The organism is Saccharopolyspora sp. 6M, from assembly GCF_020176775.1.
In the GTDB taxonomy this organism is placed as follows: domain Bacteria; phylum Actinomycetota; class Actinomycetes; order Mycobacteriales; family Pseudonocardiaceae; genus Saccharopolyspora_C; species Saccharopolyspora_C gregorii.
The window spans coordinates 14,601-39,030 of sequence record NZ_JAIUJZ010000063.1 but is presented as its reverse complement, the minus strand read 5'-3'; the positions used below and the strand labels follow the sequence as shown (position 1 = coordinate 39,030).

26 protein-coding genes are annotated in these 24,430 nt (G+C 75.4%); 13 read left to right on the top strand and 13 right to left on the bottom strand.

The annotated features are described in order from the left end of the window. Positions 1–159 precede the first annotated feature (159 nt). Both LCD31_RS10550 and LCD31_RS10545 read right to left on the bottom strand, forming a co-directional pair. Complete coding sequence (locus LCD31_RS10550; protein WP_224957637.1) at positions 160–744, bottom strand: TetR/AcrR family transcriptional regulator; 585 nt, start codon at positions 742–744, stop codon at positions 160–162. Positions 745–801: 57 nt separating this feature from the next. Further along, complete coding sequence (locus LCD31_RS10545; RefSeq protein ID WP_224957636.1) at positions 802–1,932, bottom strand: NAD(P)/FAD-dependent oxidoreductase; 1,131 nt, start codon at positions 1,930–1,932, stop codon at positions 802–804. 72 nt (positions 1,933–2,004) lie between these two features. Here LCD31_RS10545 and LCD31_RS10540 point away from each other — a divergent pair, with 72 nt between their 5' ends. From LCD31_RS10540 to LCD31_RS10530, 3 genes are all read left to right on the top strand, one after another. After that, positions 2,005–2,688, top strand: a complete 684-nt coding sequence (locus LCD31_RS10540) for a TetR/AcrR family transcriptional regulator (protein WP_224957635.1) — start codon at positions 2,005–2,007, stop codon at positions 2,686–2,688. Between the two features lie 247 nt (positions 2,689–2,935). After that, entirely contained in the window at positions 2,936–4,426 is a 1,491-nt protein-coding gene (locus LCD31_RS10535; RefSeq protein WP_224957634.1) for an FAD-dependent oxidoreductase, read from the top strand. Positions 4,427–4,464: 38 nt separating this feature from the next. Continuing rightward, the gene (locus LCD31_RS10530) at positions 4,465–4,920 is read left to right on the top strand and encodes a hypothetical protein (RefSeq protein WP_224957633.1); all 456 of its coding nucleotides are present in this window, start codon (positions 4,465–4,467) and stop codon (positions 4,918–4,920) included. On the opposite strand, the gene LCD31_RS10525 is transcribed toward LCD31_RS10530, so the two are convergent. Both LCD31_RS10525 and LCD31_RS10520 read right to left on the bottom strand, forming a co-directional pair. Continuing rightward, positions 4,917–5,924: an amidohydrolase family protein gene (locus tag LCD31_RS10525; protein ID WP_224957632.1), complete on the bottom strand. Its 1,008-nt coding sequence runs from the start codon at positions 5,922–5,924 to the stop codon at positions 4,917–4,919. The two genes, LCD31_RS10530 and LCD31_RS10525, sit on opposite strands and share 4 nt — an antisense overlap. Then, on the bottom strand, positions 5,921–6,628 hold the full coding sequence (locus tag LCD31_RS10520; protein ID WP_224957631.1) for an SDR family NAD(P)-dependent oxidoreductase: 708 nt from the start codon (positions 6,626–6,628) through the stop codon (positions 5,921–5,923). The genes LCD31_RS10525 and LCD31_RS10520 overlap by 4 nt, the downstream gene beginning before the upstream one ends. A gap of 67 nt (positions 6,629–6,695) precedes the next feature. On the opposite strand from LCD31_RS10520, the gene LCD31_RS10515 reads away from it, so the two are divergent. Continuing rightward, positions 6,696–7,742, top strand: coding sequence for an Lrp/AsnC family transcriptional regulator (locus LCD31_RS10515; RefSeq protein WP_224957630.1), 1,047 nt, complete (start codon positions 6,696–6,698; stop codon positions 7,740–7,742). 76 nt (positions 7,743–7,818) lie between these two features. On the opposite strand, the gene LCD31_RS10510 is transcribed toward LCD31_RS10515, so the two are convergent. The 5 genes from LCD31_RS10510 to LCD31_RS10490 all read right to left on the bottom strand — a co-directional run bounded on the left by LCD31_RS10510 (position 7,819) and on the right by LCD31_RS10490 (position 13,134). Further along, positions 7,819–8,652, bottom strand: coding sequence for a class II fructose-bisphosphate aldolase (locus LCD31_RS10510; RefSeq protein WP_224957628.1), 834 nt, complete (start codon positions 8,650–8,652; stop codon positions 7,819–7,821). After that, positions 8,646–10,100, bottom strand: a complete 1,455-nt coding sequence (locus LCD31_RS10505; protein ID WP_224957626.1) for a four-carbon acid sugar kinase family protein — start codon at positions 10,098–10,100, stop codon at positions 8,646–8,648. The genes LCD31_RS10510 and LCD31_RS10505 overlap by 7 nt, the downstream gene beginning before the upstream one ends. 1 nt (position 10,101) lies before the next feature. After that, positions 10,102–11,199, bottom strand: coding sequence for an isocitrate/isopropylmalate dehydrogenase family protein (locus tag LCD31_RS10500; RefSeq protein WP_224957625.1), 1,098 nt, complete (start codon positions 11,197–11,199; stop codon positions 10,102–10,104). Between the two features lie 34 nt (positions 11,200–11,233). Then, the gene (locus LCD31_RS10495; RefSeq protein WP_224957624.1) at positions 11,234–12,619 is read right to left on the bottom strand and encodes a GntP family permease; all 1,386 of its coding nucleotides are present in this window, start codon (positions 12,617–12,619) and stop codon (positions 11,234–11,236) included. 83 nt (positions 12,620–12,702) lie between these two features. Beyond that, entirely contained in the window at positions 12,703–13,134 is a 432-nt protein-coding gene (locus tag LCD31_RS10490) for a VOC family protein (RefSeq protein WP_224957623.1), read from the bottom strand. A gap of 154 nt (positions 13,135–13,288) precedes the next feature. Between LCD31_RS10490 and LCD31_RS10485 the strand changes: the two genes are divergently transcribed. The 5 genes from LCD31_RS10485 to LCD31_RS10465 all read left to right on the top strand — a co-directional run bounded on the left by LCD31_RS10485 (position 13,289) and on the right by LCD31_RS10465 (position 17,419). Next, entirely contained in the window at positions 13,289–13,981 is a 693-nt protein-coding gene (locus tag LCD31_RS10485; RefSeq protein ID WP_224957622.1) for a FadR/GntR family transcriptional regulator, read from the top strand. 202 nt (positions 13,982–14,183) lie between these two features. After that, positions 14,184–14,858: a GNAT family N-acetyltransferase gene (locus LCD31_RS10480; RefSeq protein ID WP_224957621.1), complete on the top strand. Its 675-nt coding sequence runs from the start codon at positions 14,184–14,186 to the stop codon at positions 14,856–14,858. Positions 14,859–14,935: 77 nt separating this feature from the next. Next, complete coding sequence (locus LCD31_RS29530; protein WP_224957640.1) at positions 14,936–15,229, top strand: hypothetical protein; 294 nt, start codon at positions 14,936–14,938, stop codon at positions 15,227–15,229. Positions 15,230–15,371: 142 nt separating this feature from the next. Continuing rightward, on the top strand, positions 15,372–16,550 hold the full coding sequence (locus tag LCD31_RS10470) for a JmjC domain-containing protein (protein WP_224957620.1): 1,179 nt from the start codon (positions 15,372–15,374) through the stop codon (positions 16,548–16,550). Continuing rightward, on the top strand, positions 16,547–17,419 hold the full coding sequence (locus LCD31_RS10465) for a sucrase ferredoxin (RefSeq protein WP_224957638.1): 873 nt from the start codon (positions 16,547–16,549) through the stop codon (positions 17,417–17,419). The genes LCD31_RS10470 and LCD31_RS10465 overlap by 4 nt, the downstream gene beginning before the upstream one ends. Positions 17,420–17,467: 48 nt before the next feature. Here LCD31_RS10465 and LCD31_RS10460 read toward each other — a convergent pair whose 3' ends face one another. After that, a complete protein-coding gene (locus LCD31_RS10460; RefSeq protein ID WP_255623127.1) occupies positions 17,468–18,535 on the bottom strand; it encodes a HAMP domain-containing sensor histidine kinase in 1,068 nt (355 codons plus the stop codon). A gap of 10 nt (positions 18,536–18,545) precedes the next feature. Continuing rightward, the gene (locus LCD31_RS10455; RefSeq protein ID WP_224957618.1) at positions 18,546–19,223 is read right to left on the bottom strand and encodes a response regulator transcription factor; all 678 of its coding nucleotides are present in this window, start codon (positions 19,221–19,223) and stop codon (positions 18,546–18,548) included. Positions 19,224–19,309: 86 nt separating this feature from the next. Between LCD31_RS10455 and LCD31_RS10450 the strand changes: the two genes are divergently transcribed. After that, positions 19,310–19,885 (top strand): M15 family metallopeptidase, encoded by a 576-nt coding sequence (locus LCD31_RS10450; RefSeq protein WP_224957616.1) that lies wholly within the window; start codon positions 19,310–19,312, stop codon positions 19,883–19,885. Between the two features lie 485 nt (positions 19,886–20,370). Continuing rightward, positions 20,371–21,594: an MFS transporter gene (locus LCD31_RS10445; RefSeq protein WP_255623126.1), complete on the top strand. Its 1,224-nt coding sequence runs from the start codon at positions 20,371–20,373 to the stop codon at positions 21,592–21,594. Between the two features lies 1 nt (position 21,595). Here LCD31_RS10445 and LCD31_RS10440 read toward each other — a convergent pair whose 3' ends face one another. Continuing rightward, positions 21,596–22,252 carry an NAD(P)-dependent oxidoreductase gene (locus tag LCD31_RS10440; RefSeq protein ID WP_224957613.1) on the bottom strand — a complete coding sequence of 219 codons (657 nt, stop codon included), beginning with the start codon at positions 22,250–22,252 and terminating at the stop codon, positions 21,596–21,598. 171 nt (positions 22,253–22,423) lie between these two features. Here LCD31_RS10440 and LCD31_RS10435 point away from each other — a divergent pair, with 171 nt between their 5' ends. After that, positions 22,424–22,600, top strand: a complete 177-nt coding sequence (locus LCD31_RS10435; protein ID WP_224957612.1) for a hypothetical protein — start codon at positions 22,424–22,426, stop codon at positions 22,598–22,600. A 119-nt stretch (positions 22,601–22,719) separates the two neighbouring features. Next, on the top strand, positions 22,720–23,223 hold the full coding sequence (locus LCD31_RS10430) for a molybdopterin-binding protein (RefSeq protein WP_224957611.1): 504 nt from the start codon (positions 22,720–22,722) through the stop codon (positions 23,221–23,223). Here LCD31_RS10430 and LCD31_RS10425 read toward each other — a convergent pair. Then, positions 23,220–24,239 (bottom strand): 3,4-dihydroxy-2-butanone-4-phosphate synthase, encoded by a 1,020-nt coding sequence (locus LCD31_RS10425; RefSeq protein ID WP_224957610.1) that lies wholly within the window; start codon positions 24,237–24,239, stop codon positions 23,220–23,222. The genes LCD31_RS10430 and LCD31_RS10425 overlap by 4 nt on opposite strands. Between the last annotated feature and the right edge of the window lie 191 nt (positions 24,240–24,430).

Genomic DNA, 24,430 nt, shown 5'->3' with positions numbered 1-24,430 from the left:
CACCCAAGACACCGGCACCGCCGCGGGTTCTCAGCTGTTCCCTCGCGAGGACAGCGATTTCTCATGTGGCGGAGCCACCGGTGAAATCGATCCCGCAGCGAGGGAACAGCTGAGGTTCCGCCACCCACCCCCTCACCAAAACGAGCAGAACAAGCCTCCTCAGCAGTTCAAGACTGCGTGGATCATTCCTACTAGTTGTTCTGCTGCTTCGGTGGTGTCGTAGTCGGGGGTGTGCAGGCGTTCGGTGAGGATGGCGTCGATGGCGCCGCCGAGGGCGATGGCGGCGGTGCGGGCGTCGACGGGGGCGTCGCGGGCGCGGGCGGCGGCGTCGACGATGCCGGCGAGCGGGGCCCAGCGCTCGCGGGGGGTGCGCTCGGCGCCGCCGGTGCCATCGGCTTCGATGATCAGCCGCACGTGTCGCGGGTGGTCCCGCAGGTGGCCGAGGGTGGCTCGGACGTAGGCGGCCGGTCCGTCGGCGGCGCCCGCGGTGTCGACGGCGGTGGTGACCGCGCGGTCGAGTGCGGCCAGCACCGTCTCGTGCGCGGCCCGCACCAGGGCGTCCTTCGCGGTGAAGTGGTAGAGCACGGCGGCTTTGGTGATGCCGGCGGCCGCGGCGATGCCGGCCAGGGAGGTGCCCTGGTAGCCGTGCACCGCGATGAGGTCGATCGTCACGTCGATCAGCTGCTCGCGCCGGATCCGCTCGGTCGGGGTCGGTTCGCGGTCCGGGTCCCGCTTGGTCACCACGCCGCGAAGGTTACCGTCCGACCCCGTCCGCTCCACCGTCCGGTTAGGACGGTTCGGTCATTCCTGCCCTGCTGCGGCGAAGAAGTCGACCACGGCGTGCGGCGCGTCGGGTCCGAACATGAGCTCGTAGGCCTCGGCGCCGTCGGCCGCCGCTTCGGCGCTGCGGGTGAACATCGCCCGCTCGTGCTCGGCGAGCGCGGTCTCGACGTCGCCGGGGTGCGCGGCGAGGGCGGCGCCGAGTTCGGCCCCGTCGAGCATCGCCAGGTTCGCGCCTTCCCCGTTGGGGGCGGCGAGGTGCGCGGCGTCGCCGAGCAGCGTCACGCCCGGCACTCGCTCCCACCGGTGCCCTACCGGCAGTTCGTGCAGCGGCCGCAGCACGGGCGCGGTGTCGGATTCGGTGATGAGCGCGGTGAGTTCCGGTGCCCAGCCGGGGAATTCGGCGGCGATGCGCGCGGTGGCCGCGGCGGTGTCGGTGAAGTCGACGGCGGCGAACCAGTCGCGCGGGTGCTCCAGCGCCACGTAGGTGTGCAGGGTGTCGCCCCGCTCCCGGTGGGCTTGGATGCCCTTGCCGGGCGCGAGCGCCAGCATCGCGCCACCGCCGACGGCTTTGGCGGCCGCCGGGTGCCGGGTGTCGGCGTCGTGCAGGTAGGTCTCGACGAAAGATCTGCCGGTGTAGCGGGGGTCGGCGCCGGACAGCAGCCGGCGCACCTTCGACCAGGCGCCGTCCGCGCCGACCAGCAGGTCCGCGAGGTGCACCGCGCCGTCGGCGAACACCACCTCGTGGCGGCCGTCGCCGCGGGGGCGGACGGCGGCGACCTTGCGGCCCCAGCGGACGGTGCCGTCCGGCAGCGAGTCGAGCAGCAGCCGCCGCAGCTCGCCGCGTTGCACCTCGGGCCGCCCACCGGTGCCGTCGTCGGGTTCGTCGAGCAGCACCCCGCCGTCCCGGTCGAGCAGCCGCATCGCCTGGCGCCCCTCCAGCACGAGGTCCTGGAACCGGTCCAGCAGCCCGGCGGCGTCGAGGGCGGGCTGGCCGTTGTGGTCGTGGATGTCGAGCATGCCGCCCTGCGGCCGGGAGTCCGGGGACGGTTCGGCTTCGAAGACGACGGCGGGGATGTCGTGGACGTGCAGCACGCGGGCGAGCACGAGGCCGCCGAGTCCTGCTCCGATGATCGTGACGGGGTGGCGCATGGGTGGTTCCTCCGGGACTATGGAATGCCATTCCAATATGGAACAGCGCTCCAGATGTGTCAAGATGGCGGCATGGCCACACGGGAACAGCGGTCGCAGCGGCGCACCGACGGGCTCACCAGGGAACGCATCGTCGAGACCGCCGTCGCGCTCCTCGACTCCGCCGGTGCGCGCGGGCTCACGTTCAAGGCCCTCACCGAACGCCTCGCCACCGGGCCCGGCGCGATCTACTGGCACGTGCCGAACAAGGACGCGCTGCTCGCCGCCGCCACCGAGGCCGTCGTCAGCACCGCCCTCGCCGCGGGCACCACCGCGGCCGCGCCGCGGGAGCAGGTCCGGGAGGTCGCGCTCGGCCTGTTCGACGCGATCGACGAGCACCCGTGGCTCGCCGCGCAGCTGACCGCGGAGCTCTCCCGCAACCCGCGCGGCGCCGTCACACCGCGGATCTACGACAGCTTCGGCAGGCGGGTGCGCGCGCTCGGCGTCCCCGAATCCGGCTGGTTCACCGCCACCTCGGCGCTGGTGCACTACGTGCTCGGCGCGGCCGGGCAGAACGCGGCGAACGCGGTGGCCGCCGATCACGAGGTGGACCGGGACGAGTTCCTCGACTCGGTGTCGAACGCTTGGGAGGCGCTGGATCCGGACGACTTCCCGTTCGCGCGGGCCGTCGCCGACCAGCTGCGCGGCCACGACGACCGGCGGCAGTTCCTCGACGGCCTGGACTTCGTCCTCACCGGCATCGCCGCCGATCGCTGACGCGGGAGAACAGCTCGTGCGGGAAGGCGGCGACCTGCGGCGTCGGGTGCGGGGTCGGACCGCCACCGCGCGGTGCTCGACCTCCGCGCAGTGGCCCTGGAGCGGCCCGCCGCACGGGTCGCCGCCGCGCCGTGACCGCCCGAACCGGATGCGGGCCGCCAGCCCACCGGTGGCCGCGCTCCGGTTTGCCGGAGGCCGCCCGGTGGGAAGCCTGGGCCACGACCAGACCCGGGCGAAGGAGTGCGCCATGTCGCGATCGCTGTGGTGGGACACCGCGCGGCGGCCCGAACCCCACCCGCCGCTGCCGGGCGACCGGCGGTTCGACGTCGCCGTGCTCGGCGCGGGCATCACCGGCTTGACGACGGCGCTGCTGCTGCGGCGGGCGGGCGCCCGGGTCGCGGTGCTCGAAGCGGACCGGGCCGGTTCCGGCGCGACCGGGTCCAGCACCGCGAAGGTGACCGCGCTGCAGTCCACGACGTGCTCCACGATCCGCGCGCACCGCGGTGCCGACGCGGCCGCCGCCTACGCCGCGGTCTGCGCCGACGCCGTCGAGCTGGTCGCCGAACTGGCGTCCGCCGAGGGGATCGACTGCGAGCTGCGGAGGCGACCCGCGTGCACCTACGCGACGAGCGCGGCCGAAGCCGACGAGGTGCGGGCGGAGGCCGACGCCGCCCGGAACGCCGGGCTGCCGGTGGAACTCGCGGACTCCGCCGAGCTGCCGTTCGCCACCGACGCCGCGGTGCGGCTGGCCGACCAGGTCGAGTTCCAGCCGGTCGACTACCTCGCCGGCCTGGCCCGCGCGGTGCACGGCGACGGGTCCGCGGTGTTCGAGGGCACCCGGGTGCTCGACGTGCACCAGGGCTCGCCGTGCGAGGTCGTCACCTCCGGCGGCGTCGTGCGCGCGGACCGGGTGGTCGTGGCGACGCACTTCCCGATCCTGGACCGCGGGCTGTACTTCGCGCGGCTGGAGGCGGAGCGCTCGTACTGCGTGGCCGCCCGCGTCGGTGCGCACGCGCCGCTGCCGCTGGCGATCAACGCCCGGTCGCCGAAGCGGTCGCTGCGGTCGGTCGGCGACCTGGTCGTGGTGTGCGGGGAGAGCCACCCCACCGGCGCGCACGACGGGCACCCGCCGTACGCGGCGCTGGAGGAGTTCGCCCGCCGCCACTGGCCGGTCGACGAGATCACCCACCGCTGGTCCGCGCAGGACCCGACCGCCTACGACCACTTCCCCCTGTGCGGCCCGTACCTGCCCGGCTCGACGCGGGTGTTCGTCGCCACCGGGTTCATGAAATGGGGGTTGTGCGGCGGCACGGCGGCCGCCGCGATGCTGACCGACCGCATCGTGCGGGACCACACCCGGCCGGAGGCGGAGTTCTTCGCACCGCAACGGGTCTCGCCCCGTGCGGCGGGGCGGTTGGCGAAGATGAACCTGAAGGTCGGCGCGGACTTCGTAGGCGACCGGCTCACCGCGGGCCAGGTCGGCTCGGCCGACGAGGTCGCGCCCGGCACCGCCCGGGTCGTCCGGGAGGGCACCGACCTGACCGGGGTGTACCGCGACGAGGACGGCGCGGCGCACGCCGTGTCGCTGCGGTGCACGCACCTGGGCTGCCTGCTGCGGTTCAACGACGACGAGCGGAGCTGGGACTGCCCGTGCCACGGTTCGCGGTTCGACGTGGACGGCGCGGTCCTCGAAGGTCCCGCCGTGCACCCGCTGCCCGTGAAAACGCCGCACCGCTGACCCGCGGCGCGACGAGCCCGATCTCCGAGGAGGTTCCAGTGCACCACCACCTGTTCCGCGGCGTCCTGGCCGGAGCGGCCGGGACGACCGCCCTGAACACGGCCACCTACCTGGACATGGCGGTGCGCGCCCGGCCGGGCAGCACCAGCCCGGAGCGGACCGTGCAGGAGGCCGAGCACCGCTTGGGCGCGCTGCCCGGTGGTGAGTCGGCGGTGCACAACCGCCGCTCCGGGCTCGGTGCGCTGCTGGGCATCGGCGCCGGTCTGGGGGTGGGCGCCGCCTACGGCTGCGTCCGGACCGGACTGCCGCGCGCCCCGCTGCCGCTGATGGCGGTCGCCGCGGGTCTCGCGGCCAATGCGGCAGGTACGGCGCCGATGACGGCGCTCGGGGTGACGGACCCGCGCGGGTGGACCGCGCAGAGCTGGGCGATGGACCTGGTCCCGCACCTCGCCTACGGCGTCGTCACCGCCCTCACCTTCGAGGCGTTCCGCTAGGCCGCCGCCGGTCCCCCGATGCCGAGGAGCTCGGCCGCGTTGCCGGAGCAGAACCGGCGCCGGTCCGCCTCGTCGGCGAACTCGCCGAGGAAGCGCGCGATCTCGCCGGCGGTGGGCCGTTGGAACGGGTGGTCGGTGGAGAACAGCAACCTGTCCGCCGCGGTCACCGCCAGCACGTGCCGCAGCAGCGCCGGTTCGAGCATCCCCGAGCAGGTGAGGTGCACGTGCGAGCGGACGTACTCGGAGACGGTCCGCGGCAGTCCCGCCGCCGCGGACAGGGAATCGGCCCGGCTCAGCCAGAACGGCAGCAGCTCGCCCCAGTGCCCGAGCACGAGCCGCAGCCCGGGGAACCGGTCGAAGGTGCCGCGCAGCACCAGCCGCAGCGCCGCGGTCCCCGCGTCGACGTGCCAGCCCCAGCCGTAGGTCGCCAGCCCCAGTCCGACGGCGTCCCCCAACCCCGAGCACGCGGCCTCGCGCACGTCGCGCGCGGGCGGGCCGGGATGCAGGAACAGCGGCAGCCCGAGCGCCTCCGCGGTGGCGAACAGCTCGTCGTGGCGCGGGTCGTCGAGCGGCACGTCGGCGGCGCGGCCGTGCACCACCGCACCGACCAGGCCGAGCCGCGCGGCGCGGCGCAGTTCGTCGGCCGCCACCGCGGGAGCGACCACCGGCAGCGTCGCGAAGGCGCGGAACCGGGTCGGGTGCCTGCGCACGGCCTCGGCGGCGGCGTCGTTCGCGTCGCGGCACAGCGGGACGGCTTCGGCCGCGGGCAGCGCGCCGGTGCCGGGCGGGTTCGCCGGGGACAGCACCTGCACGTCGACGCCCTGCGCGTCCATGTCGGCGATCCGCGCGTCCCCGAGATCGTCCAGGCGCGCCGCGAGGTCGCCGTGCTCGCTCAGGACCAGCGCGTCGTCGCGCAGGCCGGCGGGCCGCGCGCGCAGCGCGGCCGTCGCGGCGGGCAGGTCCCAGTGCTCCTCGACCGCGATCACGGTCTGCTCGCCGATCACCACGGCACCGCTTCGCCGAACCGGTCCAGGTAGGCGATGCCCGGTTCGCCGAGCCTGGACAGCAGCACGTCCACCAGCAGCGGCGCGCTCTCCTCCACCGCGTAGCGGGCGTCCGGGCCGCCGAGCGCGGTGCGGATCCAGCCGGGTGCCAGCAGCAGGAACGACCGCCGCGCGGCCGAGTCCCTGGCGGCGAGGCAGCGCACGAACATGTTCAGGGCGGCCTTGCTCCCCCGGTACAGCTCGCGGGATCCGGTGCCGGCGTTCGCGATGCTGCCCTGCCCGGAGGACATCGCCCCGAGGAGCCCTTCCGGGATCACGAGGTCGGCGAGCGCGTCGAGCACCCGCACCGGGCCGAGCGCGTTGGTCACCATCACGTCGACGAAGGTGGTGGTGCCGACCTCGCCGATCGGGGTGCGCACGTCGTTCGTGGTGCCCGCGTTGACGAACAGCACGTCGAGCCGCGTCCCGGCGAGCCGCTCGCGCAGCGCGGGCAGCCGCTCGGGTTCGGTGACGTCGAGCCGTTCCACCCGCACCCGCCCGCCGGAGTGCTCGGCGAGCTCGTGCAGCGGGGTGCGGGCGGTGCTGTCCCGGACGGTGCCGATGACGTGCCACCCCCGTTCGTGCAGTTCGGCGGCCATCGCGTGCCCGAGGCCGCGGGAGGCGCCTGCGATGAGCGCGGTCGGTCCGTTCGTTTCTGGAGTCATGCCCCGAGCCTGCTCCCCGGCGTGTCGACCGGGCACGTACCGCGGCCGGATTCGTAGGATTCCGCGAATGGAGCCGTCCCTGGTGAGCGAATCCGCCGATGTGAGCACCGATGATGTGCGTCTGCTGCGCGCGCTGCAGATCGACCCGCGGGCGTCGTTCGCGTCGATCGCGGCGGCGCTCGGCGCCTCCGAGGGAGCGGTGCGCCGCCGCTACCACCGCCTGCGCACCGGGGGCGTGCTGCGCGTCGCGGGCATCGTCGATCCGGGCGCGCTGGGGCAGAGCCGGTGGCTGGTGCGGTTGCGCTGCCGTCCGGGCAGCGCGGCGGCGATCGCCGAGGCGCTCGCGGAGCGGGAGGACGTGAGCTGGGTGGCGCTGGGCGCCGCCGGGTCCGAGGTGACCTGCGCGGTGCGGTCGCGGACCCGGGAGCAGCGCGAGGAGCTGCTGGGCCGCCGGCTGCCGCGCACCGCTGCGGTGCTCGACATCCGCGCGGCGGCGCTGCTGCGGCAGTTCGTCGGTGGCCGCGGGCACCACTGGGCGGCGCTGCGCGGCGCGCTGACCGAGCGGGAGGAGGCGGAGCTCGGTTCCGCGGGGAACCCGTTCGCGGAAAACCCCGTCACCGCAGGAGATCCGGTCGAGTTGTCCACTTCGGACGAACGGCTGCTGGCCGCGCTGGCGGCCGACGGCCGCGCGGGATTCGTGGACCTGGCGGCGGCCGCGGACCTCACCCCGGGCCGCGCCGCGCGCCGCCTGCACGCGCTGCTGGAGCGGCGCGTCGTGCACGTCGACGTGGAGATCGCCGCGGCCGCGCTGGGCCTGCACGCACGGGCGAACCTGTGGCTGCGGGTGCACCCGTCGGCGGTGAAGGACGTGGGGCGCGCGCTGGCGCAGGAACCGGAGGTCGGGTTCGCCGCGGCCGTATCCGGGCCGCACAACCTGCACGCCGTGGCGCACTGCCGGAACTTCGACGACCTCTTCGAGTTCACCACCGACCGGATCGGCGCGCTGCCGGGCGTGCACGACGTGGAGGTGTCGCCGTTCGTCCGGCACGTCAAGCAGGCGGGCACCCTCGTCGACGACGACCGGCTCGCCGTCCCGGGAATCCCCCGCCGCTGACTCCACCCACCTCGCGGGAGCCGCCGGTACCCCACCGCCGCGGCGGCCGATCACCCGCTCGCACGGCGAGTTCCGGTCACCGCGGGCCGAACGAGCGGACCGCGGCCACCACCCGTTCCTCCACCGCGTCGCGACCGGCCCGCCACACGGCGACCGCGTCCGATCCGGGCAGCGCCGCGGGCAGTGCCTCGGCGACGGCCTCCAGGTGGGCGCGGCGCAGCTCCGCGTTCACGTTGATCTTCGCGACGCCGGAGCCGACCGCGCTCCGGATCTGCTCGGCGGGCAGCCCGCTCGCCCCGTGCAGCACCAGCGGCACCGGCACCGCGGCCCGGACGGCGCGCAGCCGGTCCAGGTCCAGCCGCGCGTCCGGGGAGAACCCGTGCACGTTGCCGACGGCGACGGCCAGCGCGTCCACCCCGGTGCGGCCGACGAAGTCCGCGGCCTGCTCGGGTGAGGTCATCGCCGCGGACCGGGCGCCGGTGGAGACGTCCTCGTCCCCGGCGAGCGCGCCCAGCTCGCCCTCCAGCCAGGCGCCGTGGTCGTGGGCGATGCGGACGGCTTCGGCGGTCGCCGCCACGTTGTCCTCGTACGGGTCGTGCGCACCGTCGTACATCAGCGAGGTGTAGCCGAGTTCGGCGCACCAGCGCAGCTCGGCGAGGTCCCGGCAGTGATCCAGGTGCACGCCGACCTCCGCGTCGGCGTCCGCGGCGGCCGCCAGCGCGACGGTCGCCAGCAGCCGGCCCGCGTGCCGGAAGTGGCTCGATCCCGCGAGCAGCAGCACCGGTGCCCCGGTCCGCTCCCCCGCCCGCACCACGGCCTGCACCTGCTCCAGGTTGTAGGTGGCGAACGCGCCGAGCGCCCACCCGCCATCGGCGGCGGCGCGCAGCGCACCGGTCCCGCGGCTCAGCACGCGGCCTCCCGGAGCCTGCGCACCGCGTCGCGCAGCCCGTGCTCGTCACCGACGTTCCCGGCGAACACGCCGTAGGGCACGCCGGTCGCCGGGCCGGACACCGGTTCCCAGATCGAGGCGGTGCCGGGCAGCAGCGTGCCGCGGGACCACGCCCGGCGGATGCCGAGCCCGCCGGTGGCCACGTCCGAGGAGGTGATGCCGCCCTTCGCGAGCACGAACGCGGGCCGGACCTCGGCGAGCACCGACCGCACCACCGCGACCAGGGCGGCGCTGACGGTGCGGGCGATCTCCAGGCTGTGCTCGGCGTCGCGGCCGCCGACCAGCTCGCGGCTGGTGCGCAGCACGGCGTCCTCGGCGGCTCCGGCCCGCAGCAGCGCGACGACGCGCGCGGTGACCTGCGCGACGTGCTCGGCGCAGGCCGCCGGGTCGAGCACCCGGGCCACGTCGAGCTCGACCTCGGCGCTGCGGCCGTCGGCGTGCAGCGCGGCGAGCTGGCGGGTGGTGAGCCCGACGTGCGAGCCGACGACCACCAGCCCGCGGCTCGACCGGTCCCGCGCATCGTCCGGGCCCGGTTCGGCCGCGCGCAGGTCCGCCGGGTCCGCGGGCGGGTGCGCGCGCTGGCCGGTGCGCGCCCGCACGAACGACGGGCCGGTGCGGTAGACGAACCGCCCGCCGTCCGCCTCGGCGCGCAGCAGCCCGGCGACGAGCACCCGCAGGTCCTCGTCGGTGGCGGCGTCGGCGACGACCGGCAGCCCGCCGGTGATCCCGCCGAGGATGCGGGCGACCGCCGCCGGCCCGCCGGAGCGCAGCTCGGCCAGCGGCACCGCGGTCACCGCGTCCCGCGGGACCCGGCCACCGGTCTTCTCCGCCACCCAGTCCCGCAGGTCGGAACTGCGGTAGCCGAAGGTGCGGTCGCGGGCGAACTCCGTCTCACCGACCGGCACCATCCCGTCCACGGTCCGCATCCAGTGCACCGAGTCGACGGTGATCCGCCCGGGTTCGATCAGGGCGGGGACCAGCAGCACGCCGTCCACGTCCTGCCCGGCGGCCGCGCTCTCCGCACCGAGGACGTCGGTCTCCAGCGGGAAGTGCCCGCGCAGCGTCGAATCCCCGCGGCTGGCGAAGGCGCAGTCGACGCCGAGGTCGCGGGCGACGTCGAGCGCGGCGCGCGCGACCTCCCGGTTGGTCCGGGCCGCGTCCGGCGGTGCGAGGCTGCGCGTGTTGGTGAGCACGAAGAAGCCCGGGGTCTCCTGCGCGAAGGCCCACTCCAGGTCCTCGCGGGTCCAGGCGGTGAGCACCGGCAGGTCCCGGATGCTCTGCGTGCCGGTCGGGTCGTCGTCGAGCACCACCACCCGGCGGCCGGCCGCGACCGCCGCGGTCAGCTCGGCGGCCGGGACGTCCCGCGGTTCGGGGGCGTCGGCGAGCAACCGCTCGCGGGAGATCGCCATCTCAGAACTCCAACTCCTTCAGCGCGCGCACGATCGCGTCCCCGGCCTGCGCGGTGGAGGCCGAGCCGCCGAGGTCGGGGGTGCGGCCCACCGGGTCCCGCAGCGCCGCGTCCACGGCGCGTTCGACCAGCGCGCCCGCGCGCACCGCGCCCTCGTCGCCGCGGCGCCGCCCCAGCCAGTCCAGCATGAGTCCCGCCGAGAGCACCGCGGCGACCGGGTTCGCGATGCCCTGCCCGGCGATGTCCGGCGCCGAACCGTGCGAGGACTGGAACAGGCCGTGCTCGTCGCCCACGTCGCCGCTGCCCGAGAGCCCCAGCCCGCCGACCGAGGCGGCGGCGAGGTCGGAGATGATGTCGCCGAACATGTTCTCGGCGACCAGCACGTCCAGCGACTGCGGGCGCTGCACCTGGTAGGCCGTCATCGCGTCCACGTAGGCGTGATCGCGCTGCACGTCCGGGTACTCGTCAGCGACCGAGTCGAAGACCTCGCGGAAGAACGCGTAGCTGGACAGCACGTTCGCCTTGTCCACGCAGGTCACCTTCGCCGGGCGCGCCGGGTTCGCCGCGTGCCGGGAGCGGGCGAGCTCGAACGCCTGCCGCACCACCTTCTCGGTGCCCCGCCGAGTGATCACGATGGTGTCGGTGGCGACCTCGCCGCGCACGTTCGTCCCGCCTTCGCGGGAGGCGTAGAGGCCTTCGACGTTCTCCCGCACCACCACGTAGTCGATGCCGTCACCGCGGGTCAACGGCTGCGGCAGCGCCGGGATCGAGTGCACCGGGCGGATCCCGGCGTAGAGGTCGAGGCCGAAGCGCAGCCGGAAGATGACGTCGCCGTTGACCTCGCGGCCGTCCGGATGGCGCGCCTCGGGCAGGCCGATCGCGCCCATGTAGATGGCGTCCGCGGCGGCGCAGGTCGCGTACTGCTCGTCGGGCATGGCGATGCCGGTGCGCTGCCAGCGCCCGGCGCTCGCGTCGAGCTCCTCGAAGTCGAGGCCGAACCCGCCCAGTTCGGCGGCGGCCGCGGCGACCTTGAGCGCTTCGGCGGTGGTCTCGGGCCCGATCCCGTCCCCGCCGAGCACGGCGATCCGGTAGGTGGTCATGCGATTCCCCTTCGGTAGCAGCGAATTCGGTGTCTCACAGCAGGACCCACAGCAGGCTCACCCCGGCCATCGAGGTCACCGACAGCACGGTGTGGCTCAGCGTCCACACCCGCAGGTTCTCGCCGACGGTCAGGCCGAAGTACTCCTTGCTGAGCCAGAAACCGGCGCTGTTGACGTGCAGCAGGAACGAGGATCCCGCGCCCGCGGCCAGCACCAGCAGCGCCAGGTGCACCGGGTCGAGCGCGCCGACGCTGGGGGCCACCAGCGTCGCCGCCAGCACGCCCGCCACCGTGGCGGAGCCGAGCGCGGCGACCAGGATCGCGGCGATGCCGAAGGTCAGCAGCAGCGTCGGCACCCCGGCCCCGGAGGCCAGGTCGAGCACCGCGTCGGCGGTGCCGGACTCGACGATGACGCGGCTGAACCCGCCGGCCGCACCGACGATGAAGGTGATCCCGGCGATCGGCGCCAGCGACGAGCCGACCCAGCGCTCGCGCACTTCGCGGGGCGTGCCGGACAGCCCGCCCAGCACGACGACGGCGACCAGCACCGAGATCAGCAGGGCGATGGCCGGTTCTCCGGCGAGTTCGACCACCGCGTGCACCGGCCCGGTGCCGTCGGCCCAGAACAGGTCGGTGGCGGCCTTGCCGAGCATGAGCAGCACCGGCAGCAGGATCACCGCGAAGCTGCGGGCGCGTCCCGGCGGGCGCGGCACGTCGCTCCCGTCGGCGGCGAACAACCGCTCCAGCCCGGCGGGCGGACGCGCCCGCACCCAGCGCCGCATCAGCCGACCGAGCCACGGGCCGGTGAGCAGCACGGCGGGGGCGGCGACGACCAGCCCGAGCACCAGGACCAGCCCGATGCTGGACCCGAGCGCTCCGGCCGCGCCGACCGGGCCGGGATGCGGCGGCAGCAGGCACTGCGCCGCGTCCAGCCCGGCCAGCAGCGGGAAGGCGAGCAGCGTGAGCTCGATGCCGGTGCGCCGCGCGAGCAGCAGCACCACCGGGATCAGCGTCACGAACCCGACCTCGAAGAACATCGGGAGTCCGATGAGGACGGACGCGGCGAGCACCACCCAGGGCAGTCCCCGCACGCCCACCCCGCCGGTCAGGGTCTGCACGATCCGCGAGGCCGCCCCGGATTCGGACAGCACCGCGCCGAACATGGCGCCCAGCGCGATCAGCACCCCGGTCTCGCCGAGCGTCTTGCCGATGCCGGTGGTGAGCCCTTCGACGGTGCCGGTGACGCCGAGCCCGGCGGCCAGCCCCACCAGCACGCCGCCGCTGAGCAGCGCCAGCACCGGGTGCAGCTTGAGCGCGCTGACGGCGACGGCGACGAAGACGATCCCGCCGAGCAGGACCGCCATGAGGCGGATGTCGTGCCCGGTGAGCGGTGCCGTGGCGGCGGCTTGCGCGCCGATCACGGCGCACCTGCGCGAGAGCGCGCGTGGTCCGGTTGCATGCTGCTGTCCATTCCTTTTGCGTCGTTGCGAAAGGTCGTGCGGGATCAGGCCGGCGGGGCCGGGCGTTGGACGAGTTCGACGAGTTCGCCGCCCGCGGATTCGGCGAGGAACGCGCACGGCAGCCCGAATCCACCGGTGAAGGCGTCCTCCGGTGGCTGCCCGGCCGAGCGCAGCACCGCGTCGAGGTCGTCGACGGCGAAGCAGAAGTGGTGCAGCCCTTCGCCGCGCTCCCGCAGGTGGGTCAGCGGCGGCCCGGGGCGGTGCGGTTCGAGCAGCTGGAGCCCGGCGGCGGTCCCCCCGGGCGAGCAGCCGCGCGGGTAGAGCCAGACCAGCCGGACCCCGACCGCGTCGACGAACTCGTCCCGGACGACGTGCAGGCCCAGGTGCTCCGCGTACCAGCGGGCGGTGCGGTCGGCGTCGCCGGTGATGAGCGCGACGTGGTCGATCGGGCCCGCGGGGACGAGCGGCTCAGCCACGGGTGGCCTCGTGGGCGGTGGCGGGCACCGGAACCTCCTTGGTCGACCAATTGGTATGACAGGTTTTCTAGCAAACCGGTGCGCCCGATGTCCACACCCCGGCCGATCTCTAGGATCGGCGAGCACGCGACCTCCGCGGGAAGGAGCACGACCAGTGGCCGAGGACACCGCACCCGGCGAGATCCGCCGCTCGGACGAGGTGGTGGCGGGGCTGCTGCGGCGCATCCTGGACGGCAGGCTGCGGCCCGGCGACCGGCTGCCCGCCGAACGCGACCTCGCCACCGAGTACGGCGTCTCCCGGACGGCGCTGCGCGAAGCCATGAGCAACCTGACCGGGCGCGGCCTGATCGCCTCCCGCGGCGGCAGCGGACTGCGCATCACCGCGGTCGCACCGGAACGCGCGCAGGAAGCGCTCTTCCTGTACCTGCGGGACAACGACCTCGACTACCGCTCGATCCACGAGGTCCGCGAGGTGATCGAGGTGCACGCCGCGGGCGCCGCCGCCGAACGCGGCGACGCCGAGACCGCCCGCCTGCTCAGCGCCGCCAACGACGAGCTGCGCGCCAGCGGCGAGGACGTGGCCCGCGCCGTCGCCGCCGACTTCGAGTTCCACCGGCTGGTCAGCGTCATGGCGGGCAACGAGATCTTCAGCCTGCTGCTGTCCTCGCTGCGCGGCGGGCTGATCCGGGTGCGCGAGCACAACCTCACCCTGCGCGCCGCCCACCAGGAGGCCTGCGACTCGCACCAGGCCATCGTCGACGCCATCACCGCGCACGACCCCGACGCGGCGCGCGCCGCGATGGCGAGCCACCTCAGCGCGGTGTTCGGCTACTGGCATGGGGACTGAATGTTCGACTCGGTTTGCTGAGTACCTGGGGTGGCGGAACCTCAGCTGCTTCCTCGCTGCGGGATCGTTTTCACCGGTGGCTCCGCCACAGGAGAAAACGCTGTCCTCGCGTGGAAGCAGCTGAGAACCCGCGGGTGGTCCTGTTGCTCAGGTGGTCGTTTGCTCAGCGGCTTCGCCGCTGACAGGAAGGAAAGGGCGCGCGGTGGACGTGCTGGATGAGCCGGTGCTGGCGTCGTTGCGGGGGCGGCACGCGCACCTCGCTCGGTGGTGCGGGACGGCGGCGACGTACCTGCCCGGGGTGACGACGTTCGCGGCGGTCGCCGAACCGGGACCGGCGGCGTGGGACGACCTGGCGCGGCTGCTCGGTTCCGGGGCGCTCGCCGACATGTTCAGCTCCGAAGCGGTGCCGCCGCCCGGCTGGGAACCGGTGTTCGCGCTCGAAGCCCGGCAGCTGATCGGCCCCGCCGAGCCCGCCCCCGTCGGTCCTGGCACCGACGTGGTCGAACTGGGCGTCGCGGACGTGCCCGCGATGCTCGACCTGGTCGCCCGGACCGAGCCGGGACCGTTCTGGCCGCGCACCCGGGAACTCGGCACCTACCTGGGCATCCGCGAGGGCGGCGCGCTGGTGGCGATGGCGGGCGAACGGCTCCGGCCGCCGGGCTGGACGGAGATCAGCGCCGTGTGCACCGCGCCCGAAGCGCGCGGGCGCGGGCACGCGCCCCGGCTGGTCCGCACGCTGGCCGGGCGCATCGCGGCGCGTGGCGAACGGGCCTTCCTGCACGTCACCGACACCAACACCGCGGCTCTCGGGCTCTACGAGCGGCTCGGTTTCCGGACCCGCAAGCCGGTGACCTTCCGCGGCCACCGCGTCCCCTGATCCACGGCATATTTCGCGCGGCGCCGGGTAATCGGGAGGAGCACTGGCGGTGACCGCGCACGACCGAGGAGGCTCAGGTGGCTCTCGACGACGATGACATCAGAAGTTCGGGCAGCGGCGGACCGGAGGGCCCGGCCGACTCCGGCGCCGGACGCGGCACGCCCGGCCAGCACGACGGCGGCGCGGACGGCGGAGCCGACGGAGGCGCCGAGGGCCCGGCCGACTCCGGCGCCGGGCGCGGCACACCGGGCCAGCACGACGGGGGCGCCGACGGCTCGGCCGAAGGGCCCGCCGACTCGGGGACCGGCCGCGGCACGCCCGGCCAGCACGACGGTGGGGCGGACGGCGGAGCCGACAGCGGTGCCCGCTGAACTGAGCAGCCCCGTGGGGGGGGCCCCCCCCCCCCCCGCCCCGCGCGCCCCCCCCCGGGGGGCCCCCGGGGGGGCCGCCCCCCCCCGGGGGCGGGGGCCCCCCCCCCCGGGGGGGGGGCGCCCCCGCGTCGTGGGGCCCGACGTGGACGCGTTCGCCCGGCGGCACTGGGGCCGCGAACCGCTGCTGCGGCGCGGCGCCGACCCGGACTCGTTCCGGGACGTGCTCGACCTCGACGGTGTCGACGAACTGCTCTCCCGCCGCGGGCTGCGCACCCCGTTCCTGCGCCTCGCCAAGCAGGGCGAGGTCGTCGACTCCGGATCGTTCACCGGGCCAGGCGGGGTGGGCGCCGAGATCGGCGACCAGGTGCGCGACGACCAGGTCGCCGCGCTGTTCGCCGAGGGGACCACCGTGGTGCTGCAGGCGCTGCACCGGACCTGGTCCGGCGTCATCGACCTCACCACCGACCTCGCCGCGGAACTCGGCCACCCGGTGCAGGCCAACGCGTACGTGACGCCGCCGTCCTCCCGCGGGTTCGCCGCCCACTACGACGTGCACGACGTGTTCGTGCTGCAGCTCGCCGGGCGCAAGCACTGGACGGTGCACGCGCCCGTGCACCCGGACCCGCTGCGCGACCAGCCGTGGAACGCCCACGCCTCGGCCGTCGCCGCACGCGCGCGCGACGAGGCTCCGGAGATCGACGCGGTGCTGGAGCCGGGCGACGCGATGTACCTGCCGCGCGGCTGGCTGCACGCCGCGACCGCGCTCGGCGACGTGTCGGCGCACCTGACGGTGGGCGTGCACGTGCTGACCAGGTTCGCGCTGGTGGAGGCGCTGACCGCGCTCTGCGCGCGGGACCCGGAGCTGCGGGCCTCGCTGCCGCTGGGCATCGACGTCGCCGACCCCGCGGAGCTCGCCCCGCACCTCGACGCGGTGCGCACGGCGCTCACCCGCGCGTTGCGGGACGTGCCCGCCGACGACGTCGCGCGCCGCGTCCGCGGCCGGGTCTGGTCCGGCGGACGTCCCGAACCGGTGCGGCCGGTCGCCACCGCCGAGTTCGCCGGCGGGCTGGCGGCCGGGGACGTCGTGCGGCGGCGCGCCGGGCTGCGCCACCGGGTCGTCGACGGCGCGGACGAGGTGGTGCTGGAGCTGCCGGACCGGCGGCTCGCGCTGCCCGCGGACACCGCGGACGCCGTGCGCGAACTGCTCACCGGCGGCACGTTCCGGGTGGGCGAGCTGCCCGGGCTGGACGAGGCCGATCAGGTGGTGCTGGTCCGCAGGCTGCTGCGGGAGGGCGTGCTCGTCCCCGCGGCCCTCCCGTGACCGGGCACCACTGGCCGCGCTGCTCCTTCGTCGCCGAGGCCGCGGGCGACCCGCTGGAGGGATCGGCGCCGCCCGCGCAGCGGTGGTTCCTCCTCGAACACCCCGGGCCGTGGGGGCGGGACGCGCTCACCGGGTCCGGGCTCGACCCGGCCGTCGTCACCGCGATCACCGGGTGGGCCGCCGACGCGGGCGCGCGCGTGCTGCTGGTGCGCCGGCCCGGGCGCAACGCGAGCGGAGCGGTCCGCCGCTGGTTCCGGGTGGACTCCCGGCCGGGACGCGAATCCGTCCGGGGCGGCGCGGTCGCCTCGGCCGCCGAACTGGTCGACGCGGTGGACGCACCCGGCGAACCCGTCGCGGGGCCGCTGAACCTGGTGTGCGCGCACGGCAGGCACGACACCTGCTGCGCGGTGCGCGGCCGGCCGGTGGCCGCGGCCCTCGCCGCGGCGGCGCCCGGCGGCACGTGGGAGTGCAGCCACCTCGGCGGCTGCCGGTTCGCGCCAGCGCTGGTGCTGCTGCCGCACGGCTACGCGCTCGGCGGCATCCCGGCGGTGGACGCGGTCGGGGCCGCGCGCGACTACGCCGCCGGGAACCTCGACGCCCGCTGGGTGCGCGGCCGCACCTCGCTGCCCCCGGCCGCGCAGGCCGCGCAGCACCACGCGCGGGCCGCCACCGGGGCGACCGGCGTGGACGAGCTGCGGCCCGTCGCCGTCGAACCCGACGGGGACGCCGGCTGGCGGGTGGAACTCGCCGATCCGGACGTCGCGGTGCGGCTGCGCGAGCGGTGGGTCGCCACCGGGAGACCGTTGACCTGCGCGGCCACCGCACCCGGCCGGATGCGCGTGTTCGACCTCCTCGACCTGCGCGGCTGACCGCCGGACTCCGCTTCCGGCCCGGTCCGCGGCCGGAGACCGGGCGGGTCAGCTCGGGCGCGCCGCGGGCAGTTCGGCGGTGATGCGGAGACCACCACCGGGCCGGGGCGCCACGTCGAGGATCCCGTCGTGCGCGCGCACGACGCTGCGCACGATCGCCAAGCCGAGCCCGACGCCCGCGTGCTCGTCGTCGCGCACCCGCTCCGCACCGCGCTGGAACGGCTCGGTCAACGTCCCCACCACCTCCGGCGGGAGGACCGCGCCGGTGTTCTCGACCAGCAGCACCGCGACGTCCGGCCGCGCCTCGGTGCGCACCCGCACCGCACCCCCGCCGGGCAGGTTGTGCACGATCGCGTTCTGCACGAGGTTCGTCACCATCGGCAGCAGCAGCGCCGCCGAACCGGACGCCCACGCCGCGTCCCCGCCCGCGTCGAGCTCGACACCGCGCCGCTCGGCCAGCGGCAGCGACGTCTCGACCGCCTCGTCCACCAGCAGCGACAGGTCGACCGGTTCGCTGCTGAAGGAACCCCGGTCGGCGCGGGCGAGCAGCAGCAGGGCCTCCGTCAGCTCCACCGCCCTGGTGTTGACCTGCCGCAGCCGGGTGACGAGCGCGTCCATGTCCGGATCCGGGTCGTGGCTGGCCACGTCGAGCAGCGTCCGCGAGATCGCCAGCGGAGTGCGCAGCTCGTGCGAGGCGTTCGCGGCGAACCGCCGCTGCTCCGCGGTGTGCGCCTCCAGCTGCGCGAGCATGGCGTCGAAGACGTCGGCGAGGTCTCGGAACTCGTCCCGCCGCCCCGGCAACCGGATCCGGTGCGAGAGCGAACCGTCCGCCGCCAGCCGCGCGGCCGCGCCGATCCGGCGCAGCGGCGACAACATCCGCCCGGCGAGGAACCAGCCGCCGACCAGGCCGAACACCAGCACCGCCAGCAGCACCAGCGCCGCCTTCGGGGCGAACGCGCGCACCAGGTCCCGGCGTCCCGGCACGAAACCGCCCGGCGTGTTCACCTGCTCCGGGACGTAGCGCAGCAGGAACACCCACACCACGGCGAGCAGCAGGGCGCTCGCGACGACGAGGAACCCGGCGTAGCTCACGGCCAGCTTGAACCGGGCGCTCATCCCGGGGCGCCTAGCCACGGTCGTCCACCGCGGCCTCGATCCGGTAGCCGACGCCGGGGACGGTCGTGATCAGCCACGGTTCGCCGAGCCGTTTGCGCAGCGCGGACACCGTGATGCGGACCGCGTTGGTGAACGGGTCGGCGTTCTCGTCCCAGGCCCGCGCCAGCAGCTCCTCCGCGCTGACCACGCCGCCCTCCGCGCCGACGAGGACCTCCAGCACCGCGAACTGCTTGCGGGTGAGCGCGACGTGCCTGCCGTCGCGGAACACCTCGCGCCGGAACGGGTCCAGCCGCAGCCCCGTGATCTCCCGCACCGGCGGCCGGGACCGCTCCCGCCTGCGGTCCAGCGCGCGCAGCCGCAGCACCAGCTCCCGCAGCGCGAACGGTTTCGTCAGGTAGTCGTCGGCGCCGAGTTCGAAGCCGGTCTCCTTGTCGTGCAACCGATCCGCGGCGGTGAGCATCAGGATGGGGAGCCCGCTGCCCGAGCCGACGATCCACCGCGCCACGTCGTCCCCGGACGGGCCGGGGACGTCCCGGTCGAGGACCGCGAGATCGTAGGAGTTGACCTGCAGCAGCTCCAGCGCGGTGTCGCCGTCCCCGGCCACGTCGGCGGCGATCGCCTCCAGCCGCAGGCCGTCCCGGATCGCCTCGGCCAGGTAGCGCTCGTCCTCGACGATCAGCACTCGCATGGGGGAATGCTAGTTCGGCGGACGTATCGCCAGCGTATGCGAAAACGAATACGCGGTGGCAACGGCGCGGGGTCTTCGCTGGTGGCATGACCACGACACCGCACCTCCGGAACCGGATCACCACCGCCTCCGCCGTCGCGCTGCTCGGCGCCCTCGGCGTCGCCGTGACGATCGCCGCTTCTCCCGCGCTGCGCGGCGAACCCACCGCCGAGGACGGCGCGATCCCCGACGACCGGGAGGTGTCGGTGTTCGACGACGCCGAACCCGCCGTCGCGAAGCTCGACGAGGACCTGCTGGAGGCGCTGCGGGCCGCCGCGACCGAGGCCGAGGACGAGGGACTGCGGTTCCGCGTCAACAGCGGCTGGCGATCACCGGGCCTCCAGGAACGGATGTTGCAGGACGCCGTCACCACCTACGGTTCCCGCGCCGAGGCCGCGCGCTGGGTCGCCACCGCCGAGACCTCCGCGCACGTGTCCGGCCAGGCCGTGGACATCGGTCCGTACGACGCCTCGGACTGGCTGGTCCGACACGGTGACGACCACGGGCTCTGCCAGATCTACGCCAACGAGCCGTGGCACTTCGAACTCCGCCCGCTGGCCATCACCGAGGGTTGTCCGCAGCCCTACACCGACCCCACCGAGGACCCGCGGATCCGCCCGTGACGGCCCGTCCCGGCCGGCGGGGCGGGCCGCCCCCCGCTCGTAGCGGACCGCGCCGTAGTCCTCGCGCTCCGGTTCGTCGAAGCGCGCCGCCCGCCGCGCCAACGCCCGCATCCGCTCGCGCATCTCCACCGCCGGGAGCCGGTGGTGCGGGCCGTGCCCCGGCAGCTCGGCGAGGAACAGCGCCGTCCCCGGGCTGGGGAACGGGTGCGCGATCACGCCCGGGCCCGATCTCCACCGGCTCCGACCCGCGGATCACCCGGTCGGCCTCCGGGCCGCCACGCCAGATCACCCTCGTGGATCCACAACCGGACGTCGACGCGTCCGGCGCGAGTTGTCAAGGGCCCACCACCTGCTGGGAATGCGCTGGCCCCGGGCGCGGTTGAGCCCTCTTGGCCGGGAAGACCGGATCATCCAGCGGAAGCGAGGCAGTGGTGTCAGGTGAGTCGTCGAGCCAGGCGTCGGGCGGTCCCGGCAGTGGAACCCGGTTGCCCCGCGAGATCTGGATCCTGGTCGGCGGCAGCTTCATCGTCGCGATCGGCATGGGCATCGTCTCGCCCGCGCTGCCGGCCTTCGCGACCTCCTTCGACGTGGGCGTGACGGCGGCGTCGTTCATCGTCAGCGCGTTCGCGTTCATGCGCCTGGCCTTCGCCCCTGCCAGCGGGCGGCTCGTCGCCTGGTTCGGCGAGCGGCCGATCTACGTGTGGGGCATCAGCATCGTCGGCGTCAGCAGCGCGGCCTGCGCGTTCGCCACCTCGTACTGGCAGCTGCTGGTGTTCCGCGCGCTCGGCGGCATCGGCTCCACCATGTTCACCGTCTCGGTGGTGGCGCTGCTGGTGCGGCTCGCGCCGCCGCAGCAGCGCGGGCGCGCGTCCGGGCTGTGGGCGACGAGCTTCCTGCTGGGCAACATCTCCGGGCCGATCATCGGCAGCGTCATGGTGGGCTTCTCGCTGCGGATGCCGTTCCTGACCTACGGGGAGGCGCTGTTCCTCGCCGCGTTCATCGGCTGGCTGCTGCTGCGGAAGTCGACGCTGGCGGCGCCGGTGAGGGACGACGTCCCGGCGATGACGGTCCGGGAAGCGCTGCGCTCGCGCACCTACCGGGCGGCGATGCTGTCGAACTTCAGCATGGGCTGGGCGGTGTACGGGGTGCGGATCGCGCTGATCCCGCTGTTCGTCGTCGAAGCGCTGCGCTCCACGCAGGCGATGGGTGGCGTGGCGCTGTCGGTGTTCGCCGTCGGCAACGCCGCCGTGATCATGGTGTCCGGGCGGCTCTCCGACCTGCACGGCCGGAAACCGCTGGTGCTCGTCGGGCTGGCCGTGTCGGGGCTCGGCACCGCGGCGCTGGGCTTCAGCGGTTCGGTGCCGGTGTTCCTGGCGGTGTCGCTGGTCGCCGGGGTCGGCGCGGGGCTGCTGAACCCGGCGCAGAACGCGGCCGTCGCCGACCTCGTCGGCGCGAAGGGCAAGGGCGGGCCGGTGCTGGCCGCGTTCCAGATGAGCGCGGACGTCGGGTCGATCCTCGGCCCGCTGGTCACCGGGGTGCTCGCCGACCTCATCTCCTACCGGGCCGCGTTCGCGGTGACCGGGCTGACCGCGGTGCTGGCGCTGGCCGCCTGGTTCGCCGCGCCCGAGACGAGCGGCCGCCGCGGCACCATCGAACCCGTCCTGAGCACCGGCGAAGGCGACGCGCAAGTCCAGCGCGCCGAGAAGTAGGTCAGCGCCAGGCCCCGCGCGCGGTGAGGACGAGCCGCCGCGGACCACCCTGCTCCGGCACCAGGTCGATCAGGGCGGCCGCGACGGTGGCGAAGGTCAGCACCGGCCTGCCGGGGACCGCGGTCACCTCGTCCAGCGGGGCGAGCTCGCGGTCCTCGTCGGCCGGGCCGGACTTCAACGTCACCGGGTAGACCGCGGTCCAGTCCGCCGCGCACCGCGGCAGGTCCCGCTCGGCGGCGAGCTTGTCGTCGAACAGCCGCTTCGCGAGGGTGCGGGCGAACAGCCGCGGCACGAACGACTGCTTCCGGGCGGTGTCGCCGATGCCGAGCGAGGACAGCAGCACGAACCGCGGCACCGCGGCCGCTTCGATCGCGTCGAGGATCCGCGGCAGGCTGCGCCGCTGGAAATCGGTGCCGTGCCACAGGTATCCCGCTCCGACGCGGGCGCCGAGGCAGGAGACGACGGCGTCGTGCCCGGCGAAGGCCGCCGTCATCGCCGGGACGTCGTCGACCGCTCCCCCGACGACCGCCAGCCCGGGGCGCGGGGTGATCGCGTCGGGGTTCCGCGCGTACGCGGTCACCCCGTACCCGCGGTCGAGGGCGTGCTCGACGGCGGCGCCGCCGGTCCGCCCGGTCACGCCGAGGACGACGATCTGCATGGCTCGCTCCGAACTCGTGGGGGCATCGCTCTCTCGCCGAGCCATCATGCCCCGATGAGCGCCCCGACCGGACCGTTTCCGAGAACCGGGCCGGTCCGCGCACGGCCGGTCCTCCTGTCAGCTGCGGAGCCGACGAGCCACCGGCCACGCGCGCCACCGGCATCGCCGCGGATGCTCAGCGGCGGGACCGCGACCTCCGACGCGGAGACCGCCGCGGTCGCCGCCCGGCACGACGACGGCCGCCGCGGCCGGCGGTCGGTGCTGCGGGACCCGGCGGTGCTGCTGTGCCCGCTCGCCCGGCGCGCCGGGCAGGCGGGCCGCTCGCACGGTTGCCGCGAAATCCGGTGATCCGCGTGTTCGGGCCCGCACCTGCGGTATCTCAGGCGGGTTCCCTCCGCTTCCGCGGATCTCCAGCTCGCCCGTTCGGGCGATGTGGGGGCGACCGGACCCGTCCTAACGTGAAGCGCATGGAACCGCCTTCGCACGCTCGGCCGCGGATCCCGGAGCAGCGGGCGGCCCTGTCCCCGGGACAGCTGCTGATCACCGGGGACGTGGGCGGCGACCTGGTGCTCGACACCGCCGAGCTGGACGCGCGGGCCACCGTGCAGCGCCAGGTGCACTACCGCACCCGGCGCTGCGATCAGGTGCACCTGGTGCGCGGGGTCCCGCTGCACGAAGTGCTCGTCGAGGCGGCACCCCGGCTGGACGACCGGCACAAGATGGGGCTGCTCAACGTGGTGGTGCTCGCGACCTCCGAGGACGGGTTCCAGGTGGTGCTGTCGCTGGCCGAGGTCGACCCCGAGTTCGGGGCGTGCTCGGCGCTGCTGGCCACCCGCTACAACGGGCGGACGCTCGCCCGGCCGACGCTGGTGATGCCGTGCGACGGCCGCGCCAGCCGCTACGTGCGCCAGGTCTGCCGGTTGCGGCTGCTGAACATCGCCCCGGCCGAGGACCTGGTGACCGCGCCCTAGCCGCGCAGGTCGGCGAGGATCGCCTCGGCGACGAGTTCCAGTTCCCGCGCCTCCCGTGCCCCGATGGGCGAACCGCAGGACCCGGCGCGCCCGCCCGCGCGCAGCAGCACGACCACGCCGTCGTCCCGCCCGGCCACGGCCGCCAGCGCCGCGTCCAGCTCGGCGCGGCAGGTGCAGTGCAGCCCGGCCGCGACCTCGCCGAGGGCGCACTCCCGGTGGACGTGCACCGGCGACGCGCCCCGCGGCGTGCCGCGCACCAGCGCCAAGTGCTCCCGACCGTCGCGGGCGCGGTAGCCGACGGCGCGGAACGTCCCGGCGGGCAGCGGCAACCGCGCTTCCGCGCCCCGCTCGACCAGGCCGTCCCGCCGCATCCGGTGCTCGGCGACCTCGTCGACGGACACCACCGCCAGCTCGTGCTCCAGCGCGAACAGCCGGGCTTCGGCCGCCCCCGCCAAGCGGGTCGGGTCGTCCAGGCCGACGAGCTCGCCGAACGCGACCGCGCGGTGCAGACCGGCGAGCGCGGCCAGGTCGGCGGCGGCCTCCGCGGGCCCCCGGTGGCCGAGCACGCCCCCGGCGTCCACCCGCAGCGGGACCACGTGGCCGGGCCGCGCCAGGTCGTCCGGCCCGGTGCGCGGATCGGCGAGCGCCGCGATGGTGCGCGCCCGGTCGGCCGCCGAGATCCCGGTGCCCACGCCGCGGACCGCGTCCACCGCCACCGAGGGAACCGCGCCGCCGGGACGCACCCCGGCCCGGGTCATCGGCGGCAGCCGCAGCGCGTCGGCGCGCCCGGCGTCGATCGCCGCGCGGAGCAGGCCGGAGGTGTGCCGGACCGCGAACGCGACCAGCGGCGGCGTGGCGTGTTCGGCGGCGAGCACGAGGTGCGCGGCGTCCTCCTGCCCGGTGTCGTCGAGCACCACGACGGCCCGCCCCGCGGCGAGCTCGCCGAGCGCGGTGGCCACCGGGTCGGCGGGCCGGGCCGGTGCCGCCGGGCCGGCGTCGGCGGTGGTGGTGGTCATGCTTCCTCCTCGCTGCGACCCGGTCCGTCCACATCGGACCGCGTACCGGAAGTGGGGGCCCGCGCCGGGCAAAGGGCCCCCCGGGGGGGGGGGGGGCCCCCCGGCGGCCCCGGCCGGCGCGGCGGCCGCGTCCGGCCCCGGGGGCGCCGGGTTACGGCGCCCCCGCCCCCCCCGGGCCCGGGGGGGCGGGG

Coding starts and splice junctions, on each gene's coding strand:
- LCD31_RS10545 (WP_224957636.1), bottom strand. CDS start 1,932: ATGCGCCACCCCGTCACGATCATCGGAGCAGGACTCGGCGGCCTCGTG.
- LCD31_RS10540 (WP_224957635.1), top strand. CDS start 2,005: ATGGCCACACGGGAACAGCGGTCGCAGCGGCGCACCGACGGGCTCACC.
- LCD31_RS10535 (WP_224957634.1), top strand. CDS start 2,936: ATGTCGCGATCGCTGTGGTGGGACACCGCGCGGCGGCCCGAACCCCAC.
- LCD31_RS10520 (WP_224957631.1), bottom strand. CDS start 6,628: ATGACTCCAGAAACGAACGGACCGACCGCGCTCATCGCAGGCGCCTCC.
- LCD31_RS10515 (WP_224957630.1), top strand. CDS start 6,696: ATGGAGCCGTCCCTGGTGAGCGAATCCGCCGATGTGAGCACCGATGAT.
- LCD31_RS10505 (WP_224957626.1), bottom strand. CDS start 10,100: ATGGCGATCTCCCGCGAGCGGTTGCTCGCCGACGCCCCCGAACCGCGG.
- LCD31_RS10500 (WP_224957625.1), bottom strand. CDS start 11,199: ATGACCACCTACCGGATCGCCGTGCTCGGCGGGGACGGGATCGGGCCC.
- LCD31_RS10460 (WP_255623127.1), bottom strand. CDS start 18,535: ATGAGCGCCCGGTTCAAGCTGGCCGTGAGCTACGCCGGGTTCCTCGTC.
- LCD31_RS10455 (WP_224957618.1), bottom strand. CDS start 19,223: ATGCGAGTGCTGATCGTCGAGGACGAGCGCTACCTGGCCGAGGCGATC.
- LCD31_RS10450 (WP_224957616.1), top strand. CDS start 19,310: ATGACCACGACACCGCACCTCCGGAACCGGATCACCACCGCCTCCGCC.
- LCD31_RS10440 (WP_224957613.1), bottom strand. CDS start 22,252: ATGCAGATCGTCGTCCTCGGCGTGACCGGGCGGACCGGCGGCGCCGCC.
- LCD31_RS10435 (WP_224957612.1), top strand. CDS start 22,424: ATGCTCAGCGGCGGGACCGCGACCTCCGACGCGGAGACCGCCGCGGTC.
- LCD31_RS10430 (WP_224957611.1), top strand. CDS start 22,720: ATGGAACCGCCTTCGCACGCTCGGCCGCGGATCCCGGAGCAGCGGGCG.
- LCD31_RS10425 (WP_224957610.1), bottom strand. CDS start 24,239: ATGACCACCACCACCGCCGACGCCGGCCCGGCGGCACCGGCCCGGCCC.